21 protein-coding genes, 1 pseudogene and 1 riboswitch are annotated in these 18,315 nt (G+C 66.7%); of the genes and pseudogenes, 12 read left to right on the top strand and 10 right to left on the bottom strand.

Annotation, left to right across the window (positions count from 1 at the left end):
- Window positions 1-77 precede the first annotated feature (77 nt).
- Entirely contained in the window at window positions 78-944 is an 867-nt protein-coding gene (locus tag U743_RS05110) for a class I SAM-dependent methyltransferase (RefSeq protein ID WP_084191711.1), read from the top strand.
- Complete coding sequence (locus U743_RS05105) at window positions 941-3,298, top strand: TonB-dependent receptor (protein ID WP_043766069.1); 2,358 nt, start codon at window positions 941-943, stop codon at window positions 3,296-3,298. Before U743_RS05110 ends, U743_RS05105 begins: the two co-directional genes overlap by 4 nt.
- 3 nt (window positions 3,299-3,301) lie before the next feature.
- Here the strand turns inward: U743_RS05105 and lipA are convergent, their stop codons facing one another.
- Entirely contained in the window at window positions 3,302-4,333 is a 1,032-nt protein-coding gene (gene lipA / locus U743_RS05100) for a lipoyl synthase (protein WP_043766065.1), read from the bottom strand.
- Between the two features lie 204 nt (window positions 4,334-4,537).
- Between lipA and U743_RS05095 the strand changes: the two genes are divergently transcribed.
- From U743_RS05095 to sdhD, 7 genes are read left to right on the top strand one after another with little or no spacing between them, the layout of a single operon-like run.
- Complete coding sequence (locus U743_RS05095; RefSeq protein ID WP_156966342.1) at window positions 4,538-4,840, top strand: hexameric tyrosine-coordinated heme protein; 303 nt, start codon at window positions 4,538-4,540, stop codon at window positions 4,838-4,840.
- Between the two features lie 40 nt (window positions 4,841-4,880).
- Window positions 4,881-5,339, top strand: a complete 459-nt coding sequence (locus tag U743_RS05090) for a hypothetical protein (RefSeq protein ID WP_052367548.1) — start codon at window positions 4,881-4,883, stop codon at window positions 5,337-5,339.
- 1 nt (window position 5,340) lies between these two features.
- Complete coding sequence (locus tag U743_RS05085) at window positions 5,341-6,207, top strand: YggS family pyridoxal phosphate-dependent enzyme (protein ID WP_084191376.1); 867 nt, start codon at window positions 5,341-5,343, stop codon at window positions 6,205-6,207.
- Window positions 6,204-6,605, top strand: coding sequence for a carboxymuconolactone decarboxylase family protein (locus tag U743_RS05080; RefSeq protein WP_084191375.1), 402 nt, complete (start codon window positions 6,204-6,206; stop codon window positions 6,603-6,605). Before U743_RS05085 ends, U743_RS05080 begins: the two co-directional genes overlap by 4 nt.
- A 15-nt stretch (window positions 6,606-6,620) precedes the next feature.
- Entirely contained in the window at window positions 6,621-7,460 is an 840-nt protein-coding gene (locus U743_RS05075; protein ID WP_052367547.1) for a succinate dehydrogenase iron-sulfur subunit, read from the top strand.
- 4 nt (window positions 7,461-7,464) lie between these two features.
- The gene (gene sdhC, locus U743_RS05070) at window positions 7,465-7,863 is read left to right on the top strand and encodes a succinate dehydrogenase, cytochrome b556 subunit (protein WP_043766061.1); all 399 of its coding nucleotides are present in this window, start codon (window positions 7,465-7,467) and stop codon (window positions 7,861-7,863) included.
- A complete protein-coding gene (sdhD, locus tag U743_RS05065; protein ID WP_043766058.1) occupies window positions 7,860-8,231 on the top strand; it encodes a succinate dehydrogenase, hydrophobic membrane anchor protein in 372 nt (123 codons plus the stop codon). The genes sdhC and sdhD overlap by 4 nt, the downstream gene beginning before the upstream one ends.
- An 18-nt stretch (window positions 8,232-8,249) precedes the next feature.
- Here the strand turns inward: sdhD and U743_RS05060 are convergent, their stop codons facing one another.
- The 6 genes and pseudogenes from U743_RS05060 to moaA form a co-directional block, all read right to left on the bottom strand.
- Window positions 8,250-9,278: an NAD(P)H-dependent flavin oxidoreductase gene (locus tag U743_RS05060; RefSeq protein ID WP_043766055.1), complete on the bottom strand. Its 1,029-nt coding sequence runs from the start codon at window positions 9,276-9,278 to the stop codon at window positions 8,250-8,252.
- Between the two features lie 216 nt (window positions 9,279-9,494).
- Window positions 9,495-10,544 (bottom strand): cytochrome P450, encoded by a 1,050-nt coding sequence (locus U743_RS05055; RefSeq protein WP_052367546.1) that lies wholly within the window; start codon window positions 10,542-10,544, stop codon window positions 9,495-9,497.
- Window positions 10,545-10,725: 181 nt separating this feature from the next.
- Window positions 10,726-11,100, bottom strand: a complete 375-nt coding sequence (locus tag U743_RS19275; protein WP_043766053.1) for a hypothetical protein — start codon at window positions 11,098-11,100, stop codon at window positions 10,726-10,728.
- Window positions 11,101-11,414: 314 nt separating this feature from the next.
- Entirely contained in the window at window positions 11,415-11,858 is a 444-nt protein-coding gene (locus tag U743_RS05045) for a molybdenum cofactor biosynthesis protein MoaE (RefSeq protein ID WP_198021940.1), read from the bottom strand.
- 10 nt (window positions 11,859-11,868) lie between these two features.
- Window positions 11,869-12,096 (bottom strand): annotated as a pseudogene (locus U743_RS05040) (MoaD/ThiS family protein); the annotation flags it as partial.
- A gap of 112 nt (window positions 12,097-12,208) precedes the next feature.
- Window positions 12,209-13,189 carry a GTP 3',8-cyclase MoaA gene (moaA, locus tag U743_RS05035; RefSeq protein ID WP_043766044.1) on the bottom strand — a complete coding sequence of 327 codons (981 nt, stop codon included), beginning with the start codon at window positions 13,187-13,189 and terminating at the stop codon, window positions 12,209-12,211.
- Window positions 13,181-13,338, bottom strand: a riboswitch (molybdenum cofactor riboswitch). Its footprint overlaps the gene before it by 9 nt.
- 394 nt (window positions 13,339-13,732) lie before the next feature.
- On the opposite strand from moaA, the gene U743_RS05030 reads away from it, so the two are divergent.
- The 3 genes from U743_RS05030 (at window position 13,733) to U743_RS05020 (ending at window position 15,812) form a co-directional block, all read left to right on the top strand.
- Window positions 13,733-14,977: an NnrS family protein gene (locus tag U743_RS05030; protein WP_084191371.1), complete on the top strand. Its 1,245-nt coding sequence runs from the start codon at window positions 13,733-13,735 to the stop codon at window positions 14,975-14,977.
- A gap of 15 nt (window positions 14,978-14,992) precedes the next feature.
- The gene (locus U743_RS05025; protein ID WP_043766039.1) at window positions 14,993-15,199 is read left to right on the top strand and encodes a DUF3565 domain-containing protein; all 207 of its coding nucleotides are present in this window, start codon (window positions 14,993-14,995) and stop codon (window positions 15,197-15,199) included.
- A gap of 109 nt (window positions 15,200-15,308) precedes the next feature.
- Window positions 15,309-15,812 carry an SRPBCC family protein gene (locus tag U743_RS05020; RefSeq protein ID WP_043766035.1) on the top strand — a complete coding sequence of 168 codons (504 nt, stop codon included), beginning with the start codon at window positions 15,309-15,311 and terminating at the stop codon, window positions 15,810-15,812.
- Between the two features lie 8 nt (window positions 15,813-15,820).
- Here the strand turns inward: U743_RS05020 and pdxK are convergent, their stop codons facing one another.
- The 3 genes from pdxK to U743_RS05005 all read right to left on the bottom strand — a co-directional run bounded on the left by pdxK (window position 15,821) and on the right by U743_RS05005 (window position 18,313).
- Window positions 15,821-16,648, bottom strand: a complete 828-nt coding sequence (gene pdxK / locus U743_RS05015) for a pyridoxine/pyridoxal/pyridoxamine kinase (RefSeq protein WP_043766033.1) — start codon at window positions 16,646-16,648, stop codon at window positions 15,821-15,823.
- An 80-nt stretch (window positions 16,649-16,728) separates the two neighbouring features.
- Window positions 16,729-17,406: an iron-sulfur cluster repair protein YtfE gene (gene ytfE / locus U743_RS05010; protein WP_043766029.1), complete on the bottom strand. Its 678-nt coding sequence runs from the start codon at window positions 17,404-17,406 to the stop codon at window positions 16,729-16,731.
- An 82-nt stretch (window positions 17,407-17,488) separates the two neighbouring features.
- Complete coding sequence (locus U743_RS05005) at window positions 17,489-18,313, bottom strand: acetoacetate decarboxylase family protein (protein ID WP_052367545.1); 825 nt, start codon at window positions 18,311-18,313, stop codon at window positions 17,489-17,491.
- Between the last annotated feature and the right edge of the window lie 2 nt (window positions 18,314-18,315).

Below are 18,315 nucleotides of genomic sequence, written 5' to 3'. Positions count from 1 at the left end.
CGAATTGATCTGGATCAATACGCGGGCGCTGGCGCTTCCTTATTATTAGTGCATCTCATTCCTATTTGATGCGCACCATGACAAGCTTCCTGCACAGCCGCACGATCAAGACCGCTTTTCATTCTTCGGCGGATCAGGCCGATGCGCCTGTCCTGCCCGGCGCGCATCTCGACGTCGCCCGCATGCCGGGGCACTGGCTGCTCGCCCGCCTGGGCAAGCGCGTGCTGCGGCCCGGCGGCCGCCAACTCACCAGCGCCATGCTGGCGACCCTGCGCGTCACCAAGGCCGACCGCGTCGTTGAGCTGGCGCCGGGTCTCGGCCTGACCGCCCGCCAGGTCCTGCGCACGCCACCGGCGAGCTACGTGGGCGTGGAGCGCGACCCCGAAGCGGCGAGCCTGCTGGCCGGCCAGATTGCCTGCCAGCCCGGCGCGCGCATCGTCGAGGGCGACGCCGAGGCCACTTCGCTGGACACTGGCAGCGCCGATGCGGTGCTGGGCGAGGCGATGCTGACCATGCAGACCGAGGCGGGCAAGCGCGCCATCGTCGCGGAGGCCTGGCGACTGCTCGCGCCGGGTGGGCGCTACGCCATCCACGAGCTGGCGCTGACACCCGACGACCTGGACAGCGCGCAGCGGCAGCGCATCACCCAGGATCTCGTCCAGGCGATTCACGTCGGCGCCCGACCGCTGGACATCCACCAGTGGCGCGACCTGCTCGAGGCCCAGGGCTTCCGGGTCGAGACCGTGCATCGCGCCCCGATGCGGCTGCTGGCGGTGTCGCGCTTCCTCATCGACGAAGGGCCGATGCGCAGCCTGCGCTTTCTGGCGCGGCTGCTGCGGGACCGCGCCGCACGCCGGCGCGTGCTGCAGATGCGTCGCGTCTTCCGCCGGCACGCGCGTCACCTGCAGGCCGTGGCGCTGATCGCCCGCAAGCCGGCGCGATGATGCCGGCACGACCGGGCGTCGGGCTGCTGAGCGCGCTGATGCTGAGCAGCGGCGCAGCCTGGCCGCAGGGCGCGTCGGAGTGGCCGGCGTCGGCGGAAGAGGTCGAGATGATTCCGGTGGCCGCCGCCACCGAAAACGAGGCCGGATCGGAAGCCCCGCCGCCGGCTGACCTGGCGGAAGTCGTGGTGACGGCGCGCAAGCGCGAGGAGAATCTCCGCGACATCCCGGTATCGGCCACCCCCTTCACCGGCAGCGAGCTGCGCAGCCTCGGTGTCTCCAGCCCCACCGACCTCAGCCGCGTCACGCCGGGGCTGGTCTACGACAACTTCGTCGGCTTCTCGGTCATCTATCTGCGCGGCGTCGGCACCGACCAGTTCCTGCCGTCGGGCGACAGCAGCGTCACCAGCTACATCGACGGGGTCTACACCCCCTTCGCGCACGCGCTGGCGCAGGAATTCGTCGAGATCGAGCGCGTCGAGATCCTCAAGGGCCCGCAGGGCACGCTCTTCGGCCGCAACAGCACGGGAGGTGCCATCAACATCCTCACCAAGGCACCCGAGCAACAGCCCTCGGCCACCCTCGCGACCTCGGCCGGCGATTTCGACGCGCGCAGCGCGCGCGCCTATCTCACCGGCGGGTTGGGCGACAGCCTCCGGCTCGGTCTCGCCGCGCGCTATTCCGAGCGCGACAGCTACTACGATCGACCCTCCGGCAGCCCGCGACCGCCGTTCGCCACCGAGCGCTCGCGGGGATTGCAGGCGCGGCTGGACTGGGATGCCAGCGACACGATGACGCTGTCGCTGGCCGCGCTGCTCACCGACCAGGACGGCACCGGCACGGCGCTGGTCAGCGCCATGGATACCAAGCCGCTGTTCCGCCTTCTCGTGCTGGAGTCGCCTGAGCCCTTCACCAGCGACCCGGACGTCGCCCCGCGCCTGAAGGCTGACAACACTGTGTTCTATGGCATCGGCGAATGGCAGGGCCCGCGCTTCGACGCCAAGCTGACGGGCAGCTTCCAGGAGGTCAGCACTTTCACGCAGTTCGACTTCGAGGGCTCGCCGACGCCGCTGGCCACCTTCCGCCCGCGGGACATGGGTGCGCGCATCACCACAGCCGAGCTGCAGCTGCTGTCGAATCCAGGCTCGTTGTGGCCCGAGCGCCTGCAGTGGACCGCCGGCTACTATTTCTTCGACGGCAGGGACCAGGGCTTCCGCGATGTTCAGTTCACGCTGGCCGAGTCGCTGACCGATCCGCTGCTCAGCGGCCCGCTGGGACTGGTCGACGGCCTGCTCGAGCGCATCGGCCTTCCGCTGGGTGTCCCCGACGGGGTCAAGCTCTTTCTCAACGGGCTGGTGGACACCCGCTCGCACTCGGTCTACGCGCAGGCCAGCCTGGGGCTGAGCCGGGGCTGGCGCCTCACCCTCGGTGGCCGCTACCTGCGCGAGGAGCGCGCCCTGACCGAATCGCGCGTCGCGCTGCTGCTCGCCGACGACTCGCCCGCCGATCCGCCGTTGCGCCGCTTCGCGCCCCGGCAGCGCGACTACAGCGATTTCTCGCCGAAGGTCACGCTGGATTACCGCTTCAACGACGGCCCGTTGGTCTTTCTCAGCTGGCAGGAGGGTTACAAGTCCGGCACCTTCAATGTGCTCAATCTCTTCCGGGAGCCGAGCGAAGTCCAGCCCGAGCGCATAACGGCCTGGGAGCTGGGCATCAAGGGCGAGGCCCGCGACTGGGGCCTGCGCTACAGCGCCGCCGCCTTCCACAACCGCATCGACAACCTGCAGGTGCTCATCCTGTCGCTGCAGAGCAGCGGCGCGGTGACGCTGGAGAATGCCCCGGAAACCGTCATTCAGGGCATCGACGCGGCGCTGCAGTGGCTGCCGCTGCGTCGCCGGCTGCCCGGCCTGCGCCTCGATCTCGGCGCCGCCCTGCTCGACGGCGAGTACACCGAATATCCCAACGGCACGGGCTTCGACGAGCGCACCGGCCTGTTCCGCTCCGATCTCGACTTCACGGGCAACGAGAGCATGCGCGCGCCGCGCTTCACCGGCCGCGCCGGCTTACGCTACGGACACTTCACGCGCTTCGGCGCCATCGAGGCCGGCGTCAGCTTCTACTACAGCGACGACTATTTCTTCGACCAGCAGAACGCCATCGCGCAGCCCGCCTTTCACACCCTGCAGGCACAGATCAGCGCGCAGCACCGCCGAAGCGGCCTCAGCCTCACGCTCTTCGGCGACAACCTGACCGACAGCACCTACTTCCTCAACCAGTTCCAGACCGATTTCAACACCGTCGGCACGCTGGCGGCGCCCCGCACCTACGGCCTGCGGCTGGAATGGCAACTGCAATAAGCCTTAAGGGCGCACAGCCGAGCCCGCCTTGGTGGGCTCGACGCCGATGCCACAGTTGTTCTTCTCCAGAACGCGCTCGGCCCGATAGCTCGAACGCACCAGCGGGCCGGAAACCACCTCCAGGAAGCCCTTGTCGAGGCCCCACTGGCGGTACTTCGCGAATTCGTCCGGGTGCACGAAGCGCTCCACGGGCAGGTGATTGGCCGTCGGCTGCAGGTACTGGCCGAAGGTCACGATGTCCACGCCGATGGCGCGCAAATCGTCCATCGTCTGGTCGATCTCTTCCTCGGTCTCGCCGAGACCCAGCATGAGGCTGGTCTTGGTCAGTACCTCGGGGTTACGCGCCTTGGCGTGCGCCAGCACATCCAGCGTGCGCTCGTAGCTGGCGCGCGGATCGCGCACCGGATGCGTCAGCCGCCGCACTGTCTCGACGTTCTGGGCAAAGACCTCCAGCCCGGTGTCGATGACGCGATCGACCCATTCGTGCACGCCCTGAAAATCCGGGGTCAGCGCCTCAACGGCCGTGCCGGGGTTGTCCGCCTTGATCTGACGGATACAGGCCGCGTAGTGACCGGCGCCGGCATCCTCCAGATCGTCCCGGTCGACCGAGGTCAGCACGACGTACTGCAGCCCCATCAGCTGCACCGTTTCGGAAGCCTGCCGGGGCTCATCATGATCCAGCCAGCCCTTGGGGTTGCCGGTATCCACCGCGCAGAAGCGGCAGGCGCGCGTGCAGACATCGCCCATCAGCATGATGGTGGCCGTGCCGGCGCTCCAGCATTCGGCGATGTTCGGGCACATGGACTCTTCGCAAACCGTGGAAAGCTTGTGGTCGCGCACCGTCTGCTTGGTGCGCTTGTAGCCCTCCCCGGTCGGCACCTGCACCTTGAGCCAGCTCGGCTTGTTGCCCCTGGCAACCGGCGCAGCATTGCTCCGCTGCTTCACACCATCCTTGATGGCGCGCACGCCCGTCGGCTTCTCGTACTTGGAGCCGCTGCGGACGACGACGACAGGAATATCCTTGAAAGCGCGCATTGGTGCCGGTCCTTTGTGAGTGCCGGTGGGCGGGGCGTCGCTATCCGGTTGCGCATCATGTCCGGCGCTGTGTCCCGCCAACGATTTGAAGCAGTATCTCGTTTACGTTTTTAATGATAACGTGATAGTCGATCTTCATTGGTCGGCACTACAAAGGAGTCGAGCATGCGCATGCTTCGGATGCGACACCGGAACGGAAAGGCAATGGCAACCGGGCTGCTTGCCGCGGCGCTCAGCCTGGCTGCGCCGGCCGTCGCGTCGGCAGAGCCCGCCGACGGGGCCGGGCAAAGCTGGCTGCCCAGCCTGGTTACCGACACGCCCGAAGAAGGCTTCGCGCTGGCGGTCAAGCTGTCGCAGAAGGGCGTGGCCAAGACGCAGCCCGACGCCGACGTGCGCAAGACGCTGCGCCCGAAATATGCCCGAGACGCCGATAGCCTGATCTCGGCCTCGCAGGTCATCGCCACCCATTTCCGCACCATCGCCGAGGCCAACGACTACTGGCGATGAGCCCCGACTCCGCCCGCGGCTGATATCGGGAGGGCTCTCCATGGTCTTTCGGCAGCTACGCGATCTGCTCGACTGGGCGCAGGCCTTTCACGTCGCGCTCACCAAGCATTATCAGGAACTGGCGAAGAGCCAGCCGGATGCCCGCCTGCGGTTGGCGCTGGAATTTCTCGCCGGTCGCGAGCAGCGCATCGCCGAGGCCATGGCCGCCTACCTGGCCAACACCGGCGAGGGGCTGCTGGATACCTGGCTGCGCGACAGCGCGCAGTTCGGCCACCCGAGCGTGCTGCAGCGCATCCCGAAGTGCCTGGGCTGCGCCGACGTGCACGATGTGCTGGCCAATGCGTTGACCGCGCATCGCACGCTGCAGGACATGTACCGCGTGCGCGCCGAGCTGGCGCAAGTGCCGGAAGAGGAGGAGCTCTTTCATCAGCTCGCCCAGCAGCAGGACGCCGAGGTGCGCCTGCAAGCACGCGACCTGGCGCGACTGGATTTCACCTGAGATGACGGCTGCTCGGCCAGATAGCTCGACGCCGGCCACGCAGGCCGACGACACCGCCACCGCCGGTCTCGCACACCGCCTTGCCGGCCTGCGCGCGCGCATTGCTGCCCGCTGCACAGCCTGCGGTCGCGATCCGGCCAGCGTGCGCCTGCTGCCGGTCAGCAAGACCGTCGATGCCGCGCGACTGCGCGCCGCGCACGCCGCCGGTTGCCGCGAGTTCGGCGAGAACAAGGTGCAGGAGGCCGCCGCCAAGGCCGAGGCGCTGGCCGAGCTCAGCCTACGCTGGTCGATCATCGGCCACCTGCAGACCAACAAGGCGAAGCAGGTGGCCCGCTTTGCCAGCGAGTTCCAGGCGCTGGACAGCCTGCGCACGGCTGCAGCACTGGACCGTCGCCTGCAGGCCGAAGGCCGGGCGCTGGAGGTCATGGTGCAGGTGAACACCTCCGGCGAGGCAAGCAAGTACGGCTTGCCGCCCGACGAAGTGGCAGCATTCCTCCAGCAAATGCCGGTTTTCCAGAGCCTGCGCGTGACCGGCCTCATGACGCTGGCGCTGCAGGCCCGCGACGACACCGCCGTACGCGCCTGCTTCCAGCACCTGCGCGCGCTGCGCGACCGGCTCCGCCAGAACGCGCCGCCGAATGTCACCCTACGCGAGCTATCGATGGGGATGTCCGGAGACTATGAGCTGGCCATCGAAGAAGGCGCTACCGTCGTTCGTATCGGCCAGGCCATCTTCGGACCCCGCCCCCTGCCCGACAGTCATTACTGGCCCGAGGGCCGAAGCCACACATCGAGCACGCCGGTAACCGAATCGTGCCCGGCAGCCCGGGCAACACCCGGAACGGCAACAAGGAGGACAGCGCGATGACCGAAACCAGCAGCTGGAAACCGAACCAGGCCCTCAACGAGAGGCGCCGCAGCCTGGCGCCGGATGCCGATGCCGCCTTCCGCGCCTTCAGCAAGGCGGTCTTCCAGGACGGCGCGCTGAACACCCAGACCAAGCAGCTGATCGCCGTGGCGGTGGCACACGTCACGCAGTGCCCGACCTGCATCAAGGGGCATACCCAGGCCGCGGTTCGCGAAGGCGCGACGCAGTCGCAGATCATGGAGGCCATCTGGGTGGCGGCCGAGATGCGCGCCGGCGCCGCCTACGCCCACGCCGCCCAGGCGCTCGAAGAGCTCGGCCCCGAGCCGGTCTACGACTGCGATTGCGAGGAGCGCTGGGAGGATGAAGGCGGCGCCCTGCCCGGCGGTGGCACGGGCTAGCCCGGGAGAGACGGCATGCTGATTCGTCGATCCAGCGAGCAGCCGCGCTGGCGGCCGCTGAAGCGCTTCCCGGTGCCGAAGCAGCTGGGCGTGGAGCCGGGCTCGCGCGTGCGGCTCGGCCGCGAATGGCCTGCGCCGGCCGATTGCCTGCAGCCGAAGCGCCTGGCGGTCTACCGCTATGATCCCGACAGCGGCGACAACCCCCGCCTCGACCGCTACACCGTCGACGCCGCGCGCTGCGGTCCGATGCTGCTCGACGCGCTGATCACCATCAAGAACGAGATCGACCCGACGCTGACCTTCCGGCGATCCTGCCGCGAAGGGGTCTGCGGCTCCTGCGCCATGAACATCGACGGAGCCAACTGGCTGGCGTGCATGCGCCCGCTGGAAGAGACCGAGGAGACCGTTACCGTCTATCCGCTCAACAACCTGCGCGTCATCAAGGATCTGGTGCCCGACCTGACGCATCTCTACGCGCAGTACGAATCCATCGCGCCCTGGCTGCAGGCCGACAGCCCGGCCCCCGACCGCGAGCGGCTCCAGTCCCCCGCCGAGCGCGCCGAACTGGACGGCTACTACGAATGCATCCTCTGCTTCTGCTGCACGGCCGGCTGTCCGAGCCACTGGTGGAACGGCGACCGCTTCCTCGGCCCGGCCGTGCTGCTGCAGGCGCAACGCTGGATCGTCGACAGCCGCGACGAAGCCACCGGCACGCGGCTCGATGCGCTCGAGGATCCCTTCCGGCTTTACAGGTGCCACACGATCCTGAACTGCACGCGCACCTGCCCGAAGGGCCTCAATCCGGGCGAGGCCATCGCCTCGATCAAGAAGGCCATCGCGCTGCGGCGGGGCTGACGCCATGCATTCGCGCAAGCGTCCGCTGGCACCGCACGTTCAGGTCTATCGGCCGCAGCTGACCTCGGTGCTGTCCTTCTGCCACCGCCTCAGCGGCATCGCCCTCGGCTTCGGCGCCCTGCTCATCGTTGTTTGGCTGCTCGCCGGGCGTGCCGGGCCCGAGGCCTATCACGGGCTGCTGGGGCTGCTGCTGTCGCCGCTCGGCTCGTTGCTGCTCTTTGCCTGGAGCTTCGCGCTCTTCTATCACCTGTGCAACGGCATCCGGCACCTGGTCTGGGACAGCGGTCACGGCTTCTCGCTGACCGCGATCTACGCCTCCGGCTGGGCCGTGGTGGGCGCCAGCCTAACGCTGACGCTGTGCTTCTGGTTGGCGGCGGGGATGTTCGCCCGGGGCGCCCCATGAGCCGGCCGGAGATGCAGACACCACTCGCTCGTGCGCGCGGCGCCGGATCAGCGCACCACGGCGCCCATCACTGGTGTGCGCAGCGTGTGAGCGCAGTGGCGCTGCTGCCGCTCAGCCTCTGGTTCCTGGGTGTGCTGCTGCAGCTAATTCCGGCCGACCATGCGGCCTTCGAGCGGTGGATCGGCGCGATGCCCAACCGTGTCTTGCTGGCCGCGCTATTGCTGGCGCTCTTCCATCATCTGGCGCTGGGCCTGCAGACCGTTGCCGAGGACTATCTGCATCGTGCGGACCTGAAAACCGCCATGGTCATCGGCATCCAGCTAGGCTGCGCGCTGCTGGCAATGACCGGCTTGCTGGCCCTGCTCTAGGCGCAGCCAGTAGGGTCGTCAGGCCATCAGGCCACGGACGATCTTGGCGGCCGGTGCCTGCCGGCAGCCGCTGGTGTTCTCGCCGGCCCACATCGACGAATAGTCGCCACTGCCTTCGCGCTCGGCAGCCGCCCGCAGTGGCGCCAGCGCTGGCAGCGCATGCGGAAACGGAGGCACAGCGTCGCTGATCGGTCCCAGCTCGCGCATGAGCCGGTTGACGATGGCCCGCGCCGGGCGCCCGCTGAAGAGATTGGTGAGCGCCGTGTGTCGCGCTGCCTCGGACTGCAGCGCACGGCGGTGCACATCGCTGGTACGGGCTTCGTCGCTGAGCAGGAAGGCCGTGCCGACCTGCACCGCCGAGGCCCCCAGCGCGAAGGCGGCCCTGACACCAGCGGCATCGGCGATGCCACCGGCTGCAATGACCGGCACACGTATCGCGCGCGCGATCTGTGGCAGCAGCGCGAAGGTACCGGCCTGCCGCGTCAGATCCGGTGACAGGAAATGACCGCGATGCCCACCCGCTTCCAGGCCTTGCGCGATGACGGCATCGACACCGCGGCGCTCCAGCCAGAGCGCTTCTTCGACCGTAGTGGCTGTGCTGAGCACACGCGCCCCGGTGGCGCGCACTTCCTCGAGGAGATGATCGGCGGGCAAACCGAAATGGAAGCTGACGACAGTCGGCCGCAGCTCGGCAAGTGCCTCGGCCGCAGCGCGATCGAAGGGTGGCCTACCGGCATGCGCCCCGATGGCGGGAGCTTCCAGGCCGAGTGCCTCGTAGTAAGGCGCAAGAGTGGCCAACCAGTGCGCCTGCGCATGCTCATCCGGTGCCGGCGAGTCGTGGCAAAAGAAGTTGACGTTGCACGGTCGCCGCGAACGCGCGCGCAACGCCTGCCATTCACCGCGCAGGCCGTCGGCGTCCAGTCGCGCGCAGGGTAGCGAACCCAGCGCGCCTGCTTCGGAAACGGCTGCGGCCAGCGCGCTGTCCTGCACACCCGCCATCGGCGCCTGTATCAATGGCACCTCTACACCCAGCATTTCCTGAATCATGCCTTCTGCTCCTCGATAGGACCGCGATAAACCCCGGTAGTGGCCGGACCGGGATGCGCGCGATCACATCCGCATAGCCTGCTGGCAGTATCAAGGCCGCGCTCCCGTATGAGGCAATACGAATTCGCGCTAAGAACAAACCGCTAACGAGAACGCCTTCGGCGTGACGCGGTGCACGGGCTCCGGATTCAGCGGGGCACCACAGTCTGGAGCGTCTCAGGCCGTTTCGGCAAAGCGCAGCGGCAGCCTCGCAAAGCCGCTGGCCGGCGACTGTGCGAAACACGGCGGGCCGTCGAGGGAGACCGCAGCCGACAGCGCCTCCTCGAGAAAGATCGACAGAACAAGTCGCGATAGCGCCGCCCCCGGACACTGGTGGATGCCGGCACCATAAAGCAGGTTATCCGCCGGCCGTCGACCGAGACGAAAGCAGTGCGGCTGCTCGAAGACCTCGGGGTCGCGGTTGACCGCCACCCAGTTGATTTGCAAGCGCTCGCCCGCCGTAATGCGCTGCCCGGCGATCTCGACATTGCGTGTGGCGCGGCGCCGATTGGCCAATAGTGGCCCGTGCAGGCGCAGGATCTCGTCCGAGGCTTCCGCAAGCCGGTCCGGCTGCGTCCGCATCTGTATGGTCGCGACTTCATCGGTGGCGATGAAATGCAGCAGAATCCCGGTCGCAGCCGCCATCGTGCCGAGCTCGCCGGCGGTCCAATTGCGCAGCACGCTGGCGACATCCGCCGCTGACATCGGATGCCCCAGCACGCGCGCTGCGCAGAGCGCGCGCGTTATGTTGTCGGCTGCCGGGTCCGCTTCGTCCACCCAACGGCTGATTGCATGCTGCGACAGTTCCTCGAATTCCGCAGCAATGCCGGCCAGGTGCTGGCGGTCGCCTGCCCGCGTCGCCGCCGCACTGCGCAAGCTCCATTCCATGAGCGCTTGCTGGAGGTCTTCCGGAAAGCCGAGATAGGCGCATTGCAGCTCGGCCGCCAGAGGTAGCGCCCATTGCCGCATCCAGTCGACGCGACCGGTGCGGCGCGCCGCCACCAGCGTCCGCGCAACGATGGTGCGACAGCGCGGCGCGAAGGCTGCGACCCGCTCGGGGGACAACAACGGCAGAATGGCAGCGCGATAGTCGTCGTGCTCGGGCGGATCAAGTCCGTTGGGTACCGACCGGTGCGCGGAAACCCGATTCCTGAAGGTCCGCCAATCATGAAGTACCTTCAGGGCATCGCGGTGACCGAGCAGCTCCCACGAGGTGCCATCGGACACGCGCCCGACGGGACTTACCGCACGCTGTGCATCGAGACGCCGCCGGGGGTCGTCCCGCGTGGATAGCCCCGCCGGAACCGAGTCTTCAACGGCCGCCGCGCCGCAAGCAACCGGCTGCTCACCCCTCAATCCAGTCTGCCGCGCGTGGCTGGACACGTCTTGGGCTCCAGGAAGCCGGATACTAAGCCGCCACAACGCGGCCAGCGAAATAGGCGGCGATCGCACCGGCGTTCGGACAGCGCGCCAGGGAAGCCTGTCCGGCCGAGAGATCCTTGATGCACTGCTGGCGATAGCGGCAGGATTCGCAGACCTTGAGCTGCTGCGCCAGCCCATGCCGACCGAAGCTCCGCCCATAGCGCTCGGGTTCGACCCCCAGGCGTAACAACAGGCGAAGGAGCAGCGATTGCCGGAAGCGGGTGTCAATAGGCGAGATGGATCGAGAGGATCGTTGGCGCGCCTCACGCACCAGAAAGACCGCAAGCGGCGCCGCTAGCAGGCTAATCGTCATGATCCAGGACAAGGCGTAAAGCTGTGCGAAATCGTTGAGTACCGGCATTTTCTGACTCCAGCATAGGCACAGCCCAGTGTCCGCTGGCATGACGGACTCGGCGTTGATCTAGATCAAGTGCGTGACACCAACGCGTCCGGAGCGGCAGTTGCGCGTTTCCCGCTACAGCGTCGCGGCGGCGCGACCTCCTCAACTCCATCGACTGGCCAACGACAGGCCGCTACGCGACCGCGTCGTCATCGCGATTGGGCGCCCTCCGTCACTCAGGCGAGGCACCCCGAGATCGGCATATTCTTGCCAGACGGTATGCGCATCAAGGCCTCGCCGGTCAACACGACGCAGGCAGAAGACGGGCCGCTGCCTCATCCGTGCTGACAGAGGGCATGCCCCTGCACCCATTCGCTGTCGCCATCGGTGTAGTGCTCCTGCTTCCAGATCGGCGCGCGATGCTTCATCTGCTCGATGAGGTAGCGGCAGGCACGAAAGGCCTCTTCGCGGTGCGTTGAACTCGCTGCGGCAATCACACTGGCATCGCCCACCGCCAGTCGACCGTGACGGTGCACGAGCCACAGGCGCAGCGACTTACCCCACTCGTCGCGCGCCTCCCGACCGATGTCCTCGAAGACGCGCAGGCACAGCGTGGCGTGCATGTCATAACTGACGGCACGAACTTCGCGCCCGAGATTGTGATCGCGCACACGGCCGATGAACAGATCCGCCGCGCCATGTCCGGAGGCCGAGCAATGCGACAGCGCGGCCTCCGCATCCAGTGGCGCTCCGCTAATCAGCGTGATGATTCCGCTCACCGCCATGCTCCTACCCGCCGCTGACCGGAGGAAGTACCGACAGCACGCTGCCCGTCGGTAGCGGATCGGTATCGAGCAGGACGCGTTCATCGTCTGCAAAGACTGAAACTTTCAGCAGAGCGCGCGCTCTCTCGCTGCCCAGCTGCGCGGCAAAGGCTGCGCGCAGTTCGGCGACGGTCGAGCACTCGCCCAGCGTCACTTCCACGCTATCCCCCTTACCGTGTTCACGGAAGCCGCCATAAAGCTGAACCTCTACCCGGGTCCTCGCAGGGACTCCTTTGGTGCTGGCGCATCCGCGGTTGCGGTGCGGCTCGAACGGAAGACAGCGGCGTACGGGATCGCCATATGCATCAGCCCCCCGTCATGGCGAGATGCGGGGTATCACCGTAATCACCTTCATGCAGCCGGTGGCCGGCCGTCTTATGGAAGAGTGCATCGAAGACGCTCTCGCGGAAAGCCGTCTCTTGCGCATCGTCCTGCAGCAGGGGACGCAAATCCCGCGTGCCGTCGCCAAAGAGGCAGAGCCGCAGACCACCGCGTGCCGTTACCCGCAACCGATTGCATCCATCGCAGAAGCCGGCAGCATAGGGGGTTATGAAACCGATGCGCCCGGCGTAATCCGGATGCGAGAACTCGATCGCCGGTCCATCGGTAGCCTCGCGCTGATATCGCGTCCAGCCGTCGGCTTCGAGCTGCTGCGCGACAGCGAGGGCGCGCACGTGGCGCTGATCGAAATAGTCGCTGTTATCGCGCGTGCGCATGAGCTCGATGAAGCGAACGGACAGCGCGCGCTCCCGCACGTATTCGACGAAATCGGCCACCTCGAAATCGTTCAGCCCGCGCAGAAGCACGGTATTGATCTTGACCTGCTCGAAGCCGGTCGCCAGAGCTGCTTCGACGCCGGCCATCACCTGAACATGACGTCGGTCGCCGGTGATGCGCTCAAAATTTTCGGAATCGAGGCTGTCCAGGCTGATGTTGATGGCATCCAGCCCGGCTTCACGCAAGGGCTGAGCCAGGTCGACGAGGCGATAGCCATTGGTCGTCATGGCCAGCCGCTCGATGCCCGGTGTGGCTGCCGCATCACGCACGATGTCCAGCACATCGCGACGCACCAGCGGTTCGCCGCCGGTCAGCCGCAGCTTGCGGATTCCGAGGCGGGCAAAATAGCCGATCAGTCGCTGGATCTCGCCGCGCCCGAGAAAGCCGCGGGGCGTACCCTGATAACCGTCGGGCAGGCAGTATTCACAGCGGAAGTTGCAGACGTCAGTAATTGACAGCCGCAGGTAGGCGAACCGACGCCCGAACTGGTCCTTGAGTGCCTCGTCCATCCTGTCGCTCCTTTCCAATGCCGGGAGGCGGCCGGGTTCCCCAGACACCCTGCTCGCACGAAGAAGAAGTCTCCGCCAGCGAGGGCGCTCCCGCCCTAGCCATCGGTCGTGCTGGCGGTAGGCGCCAAGCGCTCGGAGTTCTTGCAGCTGCATGGCGACTGCCACGTCTTACCGCAGCGGCAGTCTGTCACCTTCGCCGGGCCGGGAATATGATCCGGATCAAGGGCACAACGAGACTCGGCGTTGTCGCGCGCACACGACAGGACACCCGGGCCATATGGCAGGACGGCGCTCGCGAATCCAGCTACCGAATTGGCAACGCGATGCCCGGACCGGTGGCAGGCGCCCCCCGAACTCTGCAGAGCGAGCACTCGCATGACAGGAGCCAGGACAACGAAAGCCTGCTCGTGGGTCTCCTGCGAAATCTCCCGCACCGCGTCCCATATCGGGTGCATAAAGGGCGCTGTCACCCGTCTAACAGCTCTCAACGCGCATCCGCGCCGCCAAGCACGGCATTGATTCGAATCAAGACGACTGCCGGCTATGCCCGGCATACTCTGGCGCCCTGCCGTCGGCCTCTGCCGGCCGCCGTGCGGCACACGCAGCTGTCGCGCACGATCACCAATACCGCTCCCCGTTCTCCTCCACACCGTGCCCGCCTTCCCAGCTTCCGACTCCCAACCCACCCGGCGAGCGCGCCCCGTAGCTGCGGAGGGGATCTTCTTTCCAGCCGCAGCCGCCTACGGCGCGCTGGCAGTGCCGGCTTCGGTACACGGCATGCTCTCTGGTGCTGCGCTGCTCCCGGGCTGGGCCAGCGTCACGGGACACGCCCACGAGCTGCTTTTCGGCTTCGGGCTGGCTGTTGTTACCGGCTTTCTGGTAACGCGCAGCCCGCGGCCACGCGTACTGGCGCTGGCCGGGCTGTGGCTGCTCGGCCGTATCAGCTTCCTGATGATGCCAGGTGGAGCGCTGGCGTTGCTCAGCAACTTCGCCTTTGCGCTGCTGCTGGCCGCCACCGTGGCGCCGCCTTTCCTGCGCGGCGCGAAGAAGCTGCGCAACCGTGCCATCGCGCCGCTGCTGATCGCCATCTGCGCCGCGGTGCCGAGTGTGCAGCTGGCATTCGTCAGTGGGCCGGTATGGCTGCAGTTCCTGCTCCTGCAACAGTCGGTGCTGCTCTTTTCATTGCTCATGCTGTTCATGGGCGGGCGCATCATTGCCCCGGCCGCTGCCGGCGCCATCGAACGAAGTGGCGGCACGCTGCATCATCGTGTCCAACCGACCATCGAGGGCGCTATGCTGCTGACTGTTGCGGGGGCCATCATCGCGCTGGCGATTCCCGGAGCACCTCCCCTGGCCGGGCTGCTCAGTCTTGCCGCCGCCGCCCTCGCCCTGCTGCGCCTCGTGCGCTGGCGGCTCTGGGCCTGCCGCAGGAGACCGGATCTCTGGTGCCTGGGCGCCGGCTACGCCTGGCTCGTCGTCGGCCTCGGCTTGCTGGGCCTGAGTTGGACGCTGGATCTGCTGCCCCCCAGCCGGGCTGCGCACGCAATCACTGTCGGCGCGCTGGGCACCTTGAGCACCGCCGTCATGGCGCGCGTTCGCCTGACGCGCAATCGCCACCAACCGGCACAGCAGCCGCTGCTTCCGCTCGTGGCGGGACTGATGAGTCTCGCCGCATTGACGCGCCTGCTTGGTGCCAACAACCTCGCCGCCCTCGGTTCGGCAGCGGCGCTATGGAGCCTGGCGCTGGCGCTATTGTTCCTGCTGCTTCTGCGTGTGCCCGCGCGCTGAAGCGTCGATAGCAACATGTGGCAGGCCATCGTCGATTTCGACCGAGACGAGCTGGGTGACTGGCGCGCCTTGCTGGCCTGCGGACACCGTCAGCACGTGCGCCATCGCCCGCCGTGGATCAATCGCCCCTGGGTGACCACCCCAGAGGGCCGCGCAGCAATGCTGGGCCACAAACTGTGGTGCAGACGCTGCGAGCGCGGCGAGCCACCGGATGCCCCTTAAGCGCCATGAGCCGCTTTTCCGCAAGAAACTGATGTGCATCAATACCGGCGGGAGACTAGCCCGAAATAATCGGTGTTCACGCACTACCGCTTTCGCGGAGGAATTGATCATGGCGCAAGCCAAGGCTCCCTGCTGCACCGTTCTCCGGCAGGGCGACACGCTGACCACCTGCCTGCATCGCTACATTCCGGAGCACGATACGGCGTCAGTCTGGCGCATGCTCACTGCGCCCGAGGCACTCGGGCAATGGCTGGCGCCGGGCAATATTGCGCTTCGCGTCGGCGGCCGCATCTGCCTCGATTTCGGGCAGAGCGGCAACTGCATCGACAGCACGATTCGCGAGCTGGAGCCCGAGAGGCTTCTGAGCTACTCCTGGGACGATGGCAACGGTCCGGAACGTCCGCTGCGTTGGGAGCTTGCCGACGGCGCGCCCGGAACCCAGCTCTGCCTTAGCATCCAGGTACCGGCAAACGAGGACATGGCGCGCGCAGCTGCCGGCTGGGACGCGCATCTGGAAATGCTGCTCGCGGCACTGGAAGGCGTCGCGATTCGCTTTCCCGTCGACCATTTCATGGCGACACGGGCGGCCTATCGCGCCTGTTTGGCCGCCTGAGGCAGCGGCTACGGAAGGGCCGGGGGCAACGGCAGCAGCATTTCCTCGCACTGCGCCCGTGAGGTCGCTTCCAGCACGGTAAGCACGGCCTGCGCCGCCTGATGAGCGGCCTCGACGATGTCGAGGCCGGTCAGCCAGTGTCCCAGCAGCGTCGCGCTGAAGAGGTCACCGGTCCCCTTGGGCGCGATCGGCACACGGCGATGCACAAGCCGCTCGACGCGCTCCGGCGTAACAACCAGCAATTGCATCTCGTCGCCGGCCACAGCAACCGGTGCAGCGCTCGTCACGACGATCCACTGCACGCGCGTTCCCATTAAGGTACGCGCCGCGCGCACTGCGGCGTCGACGTCATCGACCGGCATGCCGCTCAGCAGGCCGAGCTCGAATCCGTTCGGCGTCAGGCCGTCGGCATAGGGCAACAGCGCCTGCCGGAAAATGTCCGGGAGCCGCTCGTCAACGTACAGGCCGCTGTCGCTATCGCCGAGCACCGGATCCACCAGGATCAATGGCGGCCTCACCCCTTGCTGCAAGGCTTGCAGACATTCGCCCAAACAGGAGGCCTGCTCGGGGCTGCCGATGTAGCCGCTGAGCACGGCGCGCGCGCTTTGCCACACGCCGCGGGCGCGCAGGTCATACAGATAGCCTGCAAGCCAGGACGCAGGCAGTGCTCCACCGTGCACGCTAGGGTAATGCGGCGTATTGCTCAAGACGACCGTGGGCACGGCGGCGACTCGCAGGCCGAAGCCCTGCAGGGCCGGAACAGCGACATTGTTGCCCACCTGGCCGTAGACCACCTGCGATTGCACCGAAACGACATCCACCGGCAAAGCGCGCACTACTCGCTCCTACTGCCGCTCCGGCAGCGTGGAAGGACAAGGCGGACCTTCGGAATATCCGGGGCGCGCCGTGCCGGAGGCTAGGCCGGCTGTGCCCGTGTCTGCCCCATCCGGAACAGGACGTTGTTCTCCAGATGGATGTGCTCCATCAGATCGTGCCGCAGCAGGGCCAGACCGGCGTATAGCGCCTGCCAGGTGTTGCAGGCTCGCTCCGGGGGCTGCATGTCATTGGTCAGCGTCGCGATGCGCTCCAGAACCTCACCATGGGCGTCGTGCTCATCGCGCATCACGCGCACCGGTTGAGAGGCGGCCCCATGCTGACGCCTGGCGAGCATCGGAAAGAGAACCTCCTCCTCCTTGCGCATGTGCATCTCGAGCTCCTCCTCCATTTGCGCCAGTACATCGGCGAGCCCGGCCGGGCAATCGGGATGCGCAGCGTGCACCTTCTCCACGCGTCGGGTCAGCCGCTGCAGTTCAGGGAGCTGCTCGCGCAACGGATCGTGATAGCGCACCAGGATGTGGTCGATCAGCTCTGCTTCGCTGGCCTGTTCCCAGTGCTCGGCGGAAGGTGGCGCGGCCAGCAGATCCTCCAGCCTGGCGACCACCTCATCCGGATCCACGCCCCGCATCTGCGCGGCTTCGCGGAGCATCTTGTCGCCCCCGCAACAGAAGTCGAGCCGGTAGTTGTGGAAGACAGCCGTTGCGCCGGGAATGGTGCGAGCGAGCTCGCCGAGACTTTGTTCTTGCAGCTGCGCCATCCTGTTCTCTCCTTGCGACATGAATAAAGTAGTATTCTTTTTACTTGTTTTAGGGCATGCGGTCAACCCCGCCGACAATCCGTCACACGCTGCCGGGGTCCGACATCGACAAGCCTTCGTTGAGTCGCGACTGGAAGTCGGTGCATCGACTCACCATCACCGGGCGCGCCTCGGTCAGATCGAGCTTGCGAAGCGTCTTGGCCATTGCGTGCTCGGAACTTCCGGTCTGCAGGCGCACGCTGCCACTCATCGAAGCCCGTGTCGTGCCGCGCGCGTTGACGCTAGTTCGCAACCATCTACCGTTCTTCCGCGAATACAGCAGAAGGCTCATGGTCGGCACGCGCAGGGCAGGCCCCATCCTTCCACTGAGACTCACGATGGACGAATCACAATCCGGATCACGCACTTCAGCGCGCAGTCTTGCCCCTTCCAGCGCGAACGGTATGGAGGTGATGAATTTCGGATATCCCCAGATCTCACGCCCGCCAGCATTGGCAATGGCGGTCGTCACCGGCAGATGCAGGATGTGAAAGCCCAGCTCGCGCCGCGGATTGTCGACATCCCAAAGCAGTTCGCGCCATCCTCGCGGCCGCGTTCCATATGGCACGACCGGTACGGCAATACCCGCCTCGTTGTAGACCCCGATACTGGTATCGCGGTACTCGAAGAATGCGACGGAAACCAGCGCGCGTCGCCCGATGACCAGCCCTGGGTCAAACGGGCGATCCAGCAGCGCCGCGCGCACGCGATCGAGATCGCAAAGGAAGAAGGCCTGAACGCAAGTACTGTCCCGGTAGAGGATGGGTAACTCGACGCTGCCCTGACTCGTCGTCACGGCGCTGCTTCGCACGTCGAAGAAGGGATCTTCGCGGACAAGTGTCATGCTGCTTCGAAGTTCGGTCGCCATCA

The organism is Algiphilus aromaticivorans DG1253 (assembly GCF_000733765.1).
GTDB classification, from domain to species: Bacteria; Pseudomonadota; Gammaproteobacteria; order Nevskiales; family Nevskiaceae; genus Algiphilus; species Algiphilus aromaticivorans.
The sequence above is the reverse complement of the archived record's forward strand: the minus strand, read 5'-3'. Positions and strand labels throughout refer to the sequence as shown.